General features: G+C 38.1%; 3 protein-coding genes and 4 tRNA genes. All 7 read right to left on the bottom strand.

Annotated features, from left to right (window positions below; translation table 11 throughout):
- Positions 1 to 5: 5 nt before the first annotated feature.
- The 7 genes from rpoC to FHL06_RS11455 all read right to left on the bottom strand — a co-directional run bounded on the left by rpoC (position 6) and on the right by FHL06_RS11455 (position 10,741).
- Positions 6 to 3,674: a DNA-directed RNA polymerase subunit beta' gene (gene rpoC / locus FHL06_RS11485; RefSeq protein ID WP_153386699.1), complete on the bottom strand. Its 3,669-nt coding sequence runs from the start codon at positions 3,672 to 3,674 to the stop codon at positions 6 to 8.
- Positions 3,675 to 3,698: 24 nt separating this feature from the next.
- The gene (rpoB, locus tag FHL06_RS11480; protein WP_153386701.1) at positions 3,699 to 7,304 is read right to left on the bottom strand and encodes a DNA-directed RNA polymerase subunit beta; all 3,606 of its coding nucleotides are present in this window, start codon (positions 7,302 to 7,304) and stop codon (positions 3,699 to 3,701) included.
- A 262-nt stretch (positions 7,305 to 7,566) separates the two neighbouring features.
- Complete coding sequence (locus tag FHL06_RS11475; RefSeq protein ID WP_153386697.1) at positions 7,567 to 10,056, bottom strand: ATP-dependent Clp protease ATP-binding subunit; 2,490 nt, start codon at positions 10,054 to 10,056, stop codon at positions 7,567 to 7,569.
- A 277-nt stretch (positions 10,057 to 10,333) separates the two neighbouring features.
- Positions 10,334 to 10,405, bottom strand: a tRNA-Gly gene (locus FHL06_RS11470).
- Between the two features lie 10 nt (positions 10,406 to 10,415).
- Positions 10,416 to 10,488 (bottom strand) — tRNA-Thr (locus FHL06_RS11465).
- A 63-nt stretch (positions 10,489 to 10,551) separates the two neighbouring features.
- Positions 10,552 to 10,634: transfer RNA gene (locus tag FHL06_RS11460), tRNA-Leu, on the bottom strand.
- A 34-nt stretch (positions 10,635 to 10,668) separates the two neighbouring features.
- Positions 10,669 to 10,741, bottom strand: a tRNA-Val gene (locus FHL06_RS11455).
- Positions 10,742 to 10,875: the final 134 nt, after the last annotated feature.

The following is a 10,875-nucleotide window of genomic DNA, read 5'->3' as shown; positions in this document are numbered from 1 at the left end:
ATTTATTAATGCTTTTCAGATTTTGCTGCATCTTCAGCTTTCATTTGAGCTTCGATGTCAGAAATTGTGTAGGCACCATTCAAAGAGTTATCTGCCATTGGGCCAGTCTTCTTAGGTTCCATATGGTTGTACTTAGCCATACCAGTACCGGCAGGAATAAGCTTACCAATAATAACATTTTCCTTAAGTCCAAGAAGTGGATCATTCTTACCTCTGATTGATGCATCAGTAAGAACTCTCGTTGTTTCCTGGAAGGAAGCGGCTGACAAGAAACTGTTTGTTTCAAGAGAAGCCTTTGTAATACCAAGAAGAACAGGACGTCCAGTAGCAGGGACTCCACCATTGAACAATGTTTCACGGTTATGGTCAGTAAATTGTGAAATATCCATTAATTGACCAGGCAAGACATCTGTATCACCAGGATCAAGAATACGAATCTTTCTAAGCATTTGTCTAATCATAACCTCAAAGTGCTTATCAGAAATATCAACACCTTGCATACGGTAAACCTTTTGGATTTCAGCAAGCAAGTAGTTTTCTGTATGAAGCACATTTGTAACTTTAATTAATTCCTTAGGATCGATTGAACCAGTTGTTAACTTACCACCACGTTTTACATAGTCGCCTTCGGCAACTGCAACACTTGATGTGTAAGGAACATCGTAAGATCTAGTATCAATGTCACCTTCAACAGTAATTTCCTTAGTGTGTTCTGCTGGGTTTTCATCGATTGATGTAACAGTACCATCAACTTCAGAGATAACGGCAAGACCTTTTGGATTTCTAGCTTCAACAATTTCTTGAACACGAGGAAGTCCTTGAGTAATATCATCGCCACCAGCAACACCACCGGTATGGAAGTTTCTCATTGTCAATTGTGTACCTGGTTCACCGATTGATTGAGCAGCAACAGTACCAACTGCTTCACCAATTTCAACTTCTTCACCAGTAGCAAGGTTACGACCGTAACATTTCTTACATACACCATGTTTTGTATCACATGTGAATGCTGAACGAATTGTAACGTGAGTAACACCAGCGTCAACAACCTTTTGAGCAATATCTTCATCCATCAAGACACCACGAGGTACTAGTACATCGCCTGTCTTAGGATCTTTAACTGTCTTTTGTGTATAACGACCAACAAGTCTGTCATACAATGGTTCAATCATATCTGTACCTTCCATGATTGCACTAACAACAAGACCACGGTCAGTACCACAATCTTCTTCACGGACAATAACATCTTGAGCAACATCAACTAGACGACGTGTCAAGTAACCTGAGTTAGCAGTCTTCAAGGCTGTATCGGTCATACCTTTACGAGCACCGTGGGTTGACATGAACATTTCCAAAACTGTTAATCCTTCACGGAAGTTAGAAATAACAGGGATTTCCATCATACCACCATCAGGGGCAGCCATAAGTCCACGCATACCGGCAAGTTGAGTAAAGTTTGAGATGTTACCACGAGCACCGGAATCAGACATCATTGAGATAGGGTTTGTAGGATCAAATGAGTCAATCAACAATTGTTGGATTTCATCTTTTGTATCGTTCCAAACTGTAATAACACGATCGTGTCGTTCGTCATCAGTGATAAGTCCACGACGGAATTGCTTAGAAATTGAAGCAACTTGTTTGTGAGCTTTTTCAATGATTTCAGGCTTTTGAGTTAGGTTAGGAACATCAGTAACACCAACTGTTAATCCAGATAATGTACAGATTGTGTAACCTAATTCTTTCATATCATCAAGTAATGATGATGTTCTTTGAACACGGTAAATCTTGAAGATTTGAGCGATGATATCTGAAAGATAACCACTCTTCAATGGGTCGATTAGATCCATTTCATCAAGGCGTTGGTGAATATCCTCACCTTTACCTAAGAAGTACTTGTCAGGAACACCATTAGTTAAGTTTTCATCAGTTGGTTCATTTAAGTATGGAAAATCTTCTGGAAGAATTTGGTTAAAGATTACTTTACCAACACTAGTAATCATAACCTTATCTCTTTGTTCATCCTTAAATGGCTTATTAGGCATTGAGTCAACTGCGATACCAATTCTTGTGTGATAGTGAACATCACCATTTAATAAAGCAGTTTGAACTTCATTAGCATCCTTGAAAATCTTACCTTCACCAGTCATATGTCTTGTTTCAATTGTTAGATAGTAGTTACCTAAAACAACATCCTGTGATGGAGTAACGATAGGTTTACCATCTTTAGGAGCAAGAATATGGTGAGCGGCAAGCATCAACATACGAGCTTCAGCTTGAGCTTCGTCAGATAGTGGCACGTGAATAGCCATTTGGTCACCATCAAAATCGGCATTATAAGCTTCACAAGCTAGTGGGTGCAAACGAATTGACTTACCGTCAACCAATACAGGTTCAAAGGCTTGGATACCAAGTCTGTGAAGTGTAGGGGCACGGTTAAGAAGTACTGGACGTTCCTTAATAACATCTTCTAGTACATCCCAAATGTCATCATCTTGTCTGTCGATCTTTCTTCTAGCATTCTTGACGTTAGAAGCAATTTCTCTTTTAACAAGTTCGTGCATAACGAATGGTTTGAACAATTCCAAAGCCATTTCACGTGGAAGTCCACATTGATAGAACTTCAATGTAGGTCCAACATCGATAACTGAACGACCTGAGTAGTCAACACGTTTACCAAGTAAGTTTTGACGGAAACGTCCTTGCTTACCTTTAAGCATATGTGAAAGTGACTTCAATGGACGGTTACCAGGTCCTGTAACAGGACGGCCACGACGACCATTATCGATCAAGGCATCAACAGCTTCTTGAAGCATTCTCTTTTCGTTTTGAACAATGATATTAGGAGCATGTAAATCCAACAATCTCTTCAAACGGTTATTACGGTTAATAACACGACGGTACAAATCGTTCAAATCAGAAGTAGCGAAACGGCCACCTTCAAGTTGAACCATTGGACGAAGATCTGGTGGGATAACAGGAATTGCTTCCATTACCATCCAAGCAGGTTGATTACCTGATTTTTGGAAGGCACTCAAAATATCCAATCTTCTAATAGCACGAGTACGTTTTTGTCCTTGTGCACTCTTTAATTTTTCACGTAAATCTTTAACTTCAGCATCCATATCGACTTGGTTAAGAAGATCACGGATACCTTCGGCACCCATCTTAGCAACGAACTTGTTGCCAAATTCTTCTCTCTTTTGACGATATTCTGTTTCAGTCAATAATTGTTTCTTCTCTAGGTCTGTGTCACCAGGATCAATAACTACATATGATGCAAAGTAGATTACTTCTTCCAAGTTTCTTGGACTCATGTCCAAAACAAGTCCCATACGTGATGGGATACCCTTGAAGTACCAGATGTGTGATACTGGGGCAGCTAATTCGATATGAGCCATGCGCTCACGACGAACCTTTGAACGAGTAACTTCAACACCACAGCGGTCACAAACAATACCCTTATAACGAATACGTTTGTACTTACCACAGGCACATTCCCAGTCTTTAGTTGGTCCGAAAATTCTTTCATCGAATAGACCATCTTTTTCTGGTTTCAAAGTACGGTAGTTGATAGTTTCTGGTTTTTTAACTTCTCCATAAGACCAACTACGAATCTTATCCGGAGATGCTAAACCAATTTGCATACTTTCGAATTTATTAACGTCTATCAAAAGGTAACCTCCCTAAAGTTTTAACTAGTTTTCTGATTTTGTACTAGTTTCAGCTGAATCTTTTGATGCTTCCAATTTCTTGGCTTCTTCTTCAGCACGTTTTTGTTCTTGTTGTTTAGCAAACTTAGATAGAGCATCGATGCTGACTGTGTCTTCATCGTCGTCCATATCTCTAAGCTCGATTTCTTTCTTATGTGAATCTAGCACTTTCATATCAAGTCCTAGAGCTTGTAGTTCTTTGACAAGAACACGGAATGATTCAGGAACACCTGGTTTAGGAATGCTCTCACCCTTAACAATGGCCTCATAAGTCTTAACACGTCCAACAATATCATCAGACTTGTATGTCAAGATTTCTTGTAGAGTATATGCGGCACCATAAGCTTCAAGAGCCCAAACTTCCATTTCACCAAATCTCTGACCACCAAATTGTGCTTTACCACCAAGTGGTTGTTGAGTAACTAGTGAGTAAGGTCCAATTGAACGAGCGTGCAATTTATCATCAACCATGTGAGCTAGTTTCAAGTAGTACATGACACCAACAGCAACACGGTTCTTAAATGGTTCACCAGTACGTCCATCATAAAGGATAGACTTACCATCTGAATCCATATCAGCTTCTTTAACGATATCCCAAAGTTCATCATTACTTACACCATCGAAAACAGGTGTTGCAACGTGGATACCAAGTTTTCTAGCAGCCATACCTAAGTGAAAATCAAGAACTTGTCCGATATTCATACGTGATGGAACACCCATTGGGTTCAATAGGATATCTACTGGAGTACCATCTGGCATGTAAGGCATATCTTCTTCAGGTACAACGATTGAAACAGTACCTTTATTACCGTGACGACCAGACATCTTATCACCAACTTGAATCTTACGCTTTTGAGCAATGTAAACACGAACTAGCATGTTAACACCAGGATCAAGTTCGTCGCCGGCTTCACGAGTGAAGACCTTAACATCTTGGATAATTCCGCCACCACCATGTGGTACACGAAGTGAAGTATCACGAACTTCACGAGCTTTTTCACCGAAGATTGCGTGAAGTAATCTTTCTTCAGCTGATAATTCTGTAACACCCTTAGGTGTAACTTTACCAACTAAGATATCGCCATCACGAACTTCAGCACCAATACGGATAATTCCGAATTCGTCAAGATCCTTCAATGAATCTTCACCAACATTAGGAATTTCACGTGTGATCTCTTCAGGTCCAAGTTTTGTATCACGTGCTTCTGATTCATATTCTTCAATGTGAATTGAAGTATAAGCATCTTCACGCACTAATTTTTCTGAAAGAACGATCGCATCTTCATAGTTATACATATTCCATGTCATAAAGGCGATAAGTGGGTTTTGACCAAGAGCTAATTCACCATTTTCCATGGCAGGACCATCGGCAATGATTTCACCCTTCTTAACCTTTTCATCCTTGTGGACGATAGGTCTTTGGTTGTAACTCTTACCGTTATTTGAACGACGGAATTTTGTAACTTTATAATCATCAGTTGTGCCATCTTCATCACGTTTAATAGTGATCTTCTTAGCATCAACATATTCAACAACACCATCATTATTAGCCAATAATGCAGCACCAGAATCATGAGCAGCAATATATTCCATACTTGTACCAACTAATGGAGCGTGTGGATTAATCAATGGAACAGCTTGACGTTGCATGTTAGCACCCATCAAGGCACGGTTGGAATCATCATTTTCCAAGAAAGGAATACATGCAGTAGCTACAGAAACTACTTGCTTAGGAGAAACATCCATGTAATCGACTTTTTCTGGAGTTGTTTCAATATTATCATCTTTGTGACGAGCCAAGATTACTTGATCAGCAAATGAACCATCATCGTTCAACTTAGTATTAGCTTGAGCAACAACGTAATTATCTTCTTCGTCAGCAGTTAAGTAATCAATCTTATCAGTAACCTTGTGTGTACCCCATGAAACACGACGGTATGGAGTTTCAATGAAACCATACTTGTTGATGATGGCGTATGAAGCCAAGTTATTAATAAGTCCGATATTAGGTCCTTCAGGAGTTTCGATAGGACACATACGACCATAGTGAGTGTAGTGAACATCACGAACTTCATATCCGGCACGATCACGAGTCAAACCACCAGGTCCAAGGGCTGATAGACGACGCTTGTGTTCTAGTTCTCCAAGAGGATTAGTTTGATCCATGAATTGTGACAATTGTGATGAACCAAAGAATTCCTTAATTGAAGCAACAACTGGTCTAATATTAATCAATTGTTGAGGTGTAACAGTAGCTGAATCTTGAATTGACATTCTTTCACGTACAACACGTTCCATACGTGACAAACCAATACGGAATTGGTTCTGAAGCAATTCACCAACTGAACGAATACGACGGTTACCCAAGTGATCAATATCATCTGTGACACCGATGTCTTCTTTCAAGTTTAAGAAGTAGTTAATACCAGCCAAAATATCAGCAGGTGTAATTGTACGGTTTTCTTCAGGGATATGACCGTTACCAATAATATTAACAACTTTTTCATTGTCAGCTTCTGAATAAATCTTGATGATTTGAACATTGATTGGGTCCGTTAGGACACCTTCATCTGAAGGTTGAAGAGTAACAGTCTTGAAATCATCTCTTTCAAGATATGGACTCAATTTCTTCATTGCATCACGATCAAGCAAGGTATCTTTTGCTAAAACAACTTCACCTGTATCAGGATCAGCCAATGTTTCGGCTAAAGTCTTGTTCAAAAGTCTTGTCTTAAGGTTTAACTTCTTATTGATCTTGTAACGACCAACAGGTGCTAAATCATATCTACGTGGGTCAAAGAATCTAGCATATAGTAATGAACGAGAACTATCTGCAGTCTTTGGTTCACCAGGACGGAGTCTTTCATAGATATCTTTCAAAGCTTCTTCAACACGTGAGTCTTCAGGAACTTTGTGAACATCCTTTTCAAGAGTTAAGTTCAAAGTATCGTTGTCGCCAAAAATATCAAGAATATCTGAATCTTCACCAAAGCCAAGTGCTCTGATCAATTCAGAAATAGGTAATTTTCTAGTTCTATCGATTCTTACATAACCTAGACCCTTAGCATCTGTTTCAAATTCTAGCCATGCACCACGGTTAGGGATAACAGTTGTACCGTAGTTTTCACGACCATTTTTATCTGTGTCTTGGTTATAATAAATACCAGGAGAACGTACTAATTGGGAAACAATAACACGTTCAGCACCATTGATGATGAATGTTCCTTCATCAGTCATGAGTGGGAAGTCACCAAAGAAAACATCTTGAGTCTTGATTTCACCAGTTTCATGATTTGTCAACTTCAATGTTACGTGTAATGGTGCTGAGTAGTTAGCATCATGTTGTCTTGCTTCTTCAACAGTATATTTTGGTTCTAGTAACTTGTAGCCAACGTATTCCAATGAAAGATTTCCAGCAAAATCATCAATTGGCATAATATCGTCAAACATATCTTTTAGTCCTTCATCTAAGAACCAGTTATAAGAATTTGTTTGGATGTCAATTAAATTTGGCAGTGGAAGTACTTCCCTGATCTTTGCATAACTACGACGAACACGGTGTGCACCATAATTAACGTTATGATAAGTCAAATTTTTCACCTCAACATATAATTTGTTCAAATGCAGATCTCAAATATTACAATTTGATTACATTTTGCTTGAAAACGGTTTTATAAGTCGTTTTTGGGCAAAAAAAAACCAAAAATAGAATCAAAAAATCTATTTTTGCGTTTTTTATTTAGCAAAATCACGGACAATAGATCGCGATCTGCAATTTGAACTTTGAATCTCAAAAATGATAATACTCTCATGCACTCTTCTTGTCAATAGTCAAGTGACATTTTAAAACATTTTAATGAGTCAAACTTTTTTTAGTTTCAGGTCTGTCAACAGTAACTGTCAACTTCCCCTTCTTAGATCCAACCTTGATTGAATCTCCTGCTTTAACTTTACCCATTAAGAGTTGTTCACTGACAGGATCTTCAATTTCTCTTTGAATAGTTCTTCTCATTGGACGAGCACCATATTCAGGATTGTAACCATCTTTAACTAAGTCGTTATAAGCAGTTGGGGAAATAACTAATTTAATTTCTCTTTCTGCCAAACGTTTTCTCAAGTTGTTACTCATAATCTTAGCAATTGACTTGAGTTGTTCCTTATTAAGTGATTTGAAGACAATTGTTTCATCAACACGGTTCAAGAATTCTGGACGGAAGAATTTCTTCAATTCAGTATCAATTCTTTGTTCCATTTCCTTGTAATCGTTATGAACATCTTTTGCACCAAAACCAACGGACTTATCTTCTTCCAGAGCTCTGGCACCTAAGTTAGATGTCATAATAATAATCGTATTTCTGAAATCAACTTTGCGACCCTTAGCATCAGTTAAGATACCATCGTCTAATACTTGTAATAACAAGTTGAAGACATCAGGGTGAGCTTTTTCAACTTCATCCAAAAGGACAACTGAATAAGGTTCATTTCTAACTTTTTCAGTTAGTTGACCACCTTCATCAAAGCCTACATATCCTGGAGCTGAACCAATCAACTTAGAAGTACTGTATTGTTCCATGTATTCAGACATATCAACACGAATCAAATTGTCCTCTGAACCAAACATGACTTCAGCAATTGACTTAGCAAGTTCAGTCTTACCAACACCAGTAGGTCCTAAGAACATAAATGAACCAATTGGTCTGTCTGGATCTTTCATACCGCTTCTAGCACGACGGATAGCACGTGAAACAGCATTGATAGCACTATTTTGTCCAATAACACGTTTGTGCAATTCCTTTTCCAAGTTAAGTAGCTTTTCACTTTCTTTACGAGTAATCTGCTTAACTGGAACGCCAGTCCATTGAGCGATAACTTCAGCAATGTCATCAGGACCAACGACTGGCTTCTTGCTGTCTTGTGTCTTCTTATCTTTTAGCTTAGCAATTTCAGTTTGAACGTCTTGTTCTTCTTCACGAATTTTTGCAGCTTTTTCAAAATCTTGGTTCAAAATAGCATTGTTCTTATCATTTAGAAGACTCATTGATTTATTAGTCAATTCTTCTAATTTATTATTTTTAGAAACATTGTGGATTCTAACTTTAGCTGAAGCTTCATCCATTAAATCAATTGCCTTATCTGGCAAGAAACGATTTGTTAAATAACGAGTTGAAAGACGTACTGCTGCTTCAACAGCTTCATCAGAAATCGTTAATCCATGATGTTGCTCATAGCGTGGACGCAAGCCTTCCAAAATTTTAACTGAATCTTTAGCAGTTGGTTCTTCAACATATACTTTGGCAAAACGACGTTCCAAAGCTGTATCTTTTTCAATATACTTTTGATATTCATTTGAAGTAGTTGCACCAATCAATTGCAATTCACCACGGGCCAAGGCTGGCTTCAAAATATTTGAAGCATCAATAGCACCTTCAGCGCCACCGGCACCAATTAAGGTATGTAACTCATCAATAAATAAGATGACATGTTTATCTTGATAAATTTCTTCGATAATCTTCTTGAGACGATCTTCAAATTCACCACGATACTTAGTACCAGCTACCAATGAACCCATATCAAGCATCATGATACGTTTGTTTTGCATATCAAGTGGAACGTCTTTTTTAATAATTGAAATTGCTAGACCTTCAGCAATGGCTGTTTTACCAACCCCAGGTTCACCAACCAAAACTGGATTATTCTTAGTTCTACGACTGAGAATTTGAATAGTTCTTTCAACTTCTTCTTTACGACCAATAACTGGATCAATCTGGTTGTCAGCAGCCATTTTTGTCAAATCTCGAGCTAAGGAATCAAGTGTTGGAGTGCCCCCATTGCCTTGGGCTTGTTGTTTCTTTTGTTTATTTAAATTTGAAGCAAAACCTCTACGAGCTGCCTTGTTAGACATCCCCATTTTGCTTAGAAGCAATGACTTAGTTTTTGCCAAACTGAGCCCTAAATTAACTAAAATACGATTTGCTAAATTATCGGCGTCATCAAGAATTGCCAACAATACATGTTCGGTACCGATACGGTTAGCCTTGTAAACATTTGAGACTTCTTCCGCATCACTTAAAATCAATTGTCCCTTAGGGGAGTAAGGTAAATAAATTCCTTTAGCAGTATTAGATGAGACATCTCCATAACCTGTAAGATGTTCAATCTCCTCTTCAACATCTCGATCACTAACAGCTAGATCTCTCAAAGTAATACCGGCGATACCATCATTTTCCATTGTTAAACCAAGTAAGATGTGCTCAGTTCCAACGGCATTGTGGTGAAATGTCTTAGCTTGCTCTTGAGCTAAAACAAGTGCATTCTTGGCGCTTTCGGTAAATACTTTGTCCATTAACGTTACCTCTACTTTTTAAGTGTCTGTTTAGAAAGTATAATTGTGTTTTAAAAAAAAGCAATTAATTTAACTTATAACAGCAATTATTCATTAATTGCTTTCACTTAGAATCCTAACACATTCCACAAATTAATATACTTAAATCAGATTGCCAATCTGAACAATTACAATTTTTCAAACTATTTTACTAGAGAACGAAAAAAGGCAATCAATTCTACATTAGAATTAATTACCCTTATTAACTTATCAAAAATTGATAAACAATTTTTCTCTAAGCGGAAGACGGGATTCGAACCCGCGACCCCCACCATGGCAAGGTGATGTTCTACCACTGAACTACTTCCGCATTATGTAAATGCCGACTAGAGGATTCGAACCTCCGACCCCCTGTTTACAAGACAGATGCTCTGCCAACTGAGCTAAGTCGGCATAATGCCAAACAACATTTAACATAATACACAATAATCAAATCTTTTGCAAGATAATTATTGATACGGGTGAAAGGACTTGAACCTTCATGTCCAAAGGACACTAGAACCTAAATCTAGCGCGTCTGCCAATTCCGCCACACCCGCAAAAACTTTTAAAACCATTAAGCTTGATGCTTAATGGAGGATACAGGGATCGAACCTGTGACCTCCTGCTTGTAAGGCAGATGCTCTCCCAGCTGAGCTAATCCTCCATAGTGTTTCTTGCCGAAACAACTTTATAATTATACCTATTGTACTTAAAAATTGTCAACAATTAATTTACCGATTTTTACAAAAAGGACAAAATATCTTTAATTCCTTATTCCATATGACTTTTTGCTCAAGA

The sequence above is a fragment of the Companilactobacillus halodurans genome, from assembly GCF_009600985.1.
GTDB lineage: Bacteria > Bacillota > Bacilli > Lactobacillales > Lactobacillaceae > Companilactobacillus > Companilactobacillus halodurans.
Note: the sequence above shows the minus strand (reverse complement) of the source record. Positions and strands in the feature narration are given on the sequence as shown.

Bases quoted from the DNA above. Each gene is read 5' to 3' on its own strand.
- FHL06_RS11475 (WP_153386697.1), bottom strand. From the start codon at position 10,056: ATGGACAAAGTATTTACCGAAAGCGCCAAGAATGCACTTGTTTTAGCT.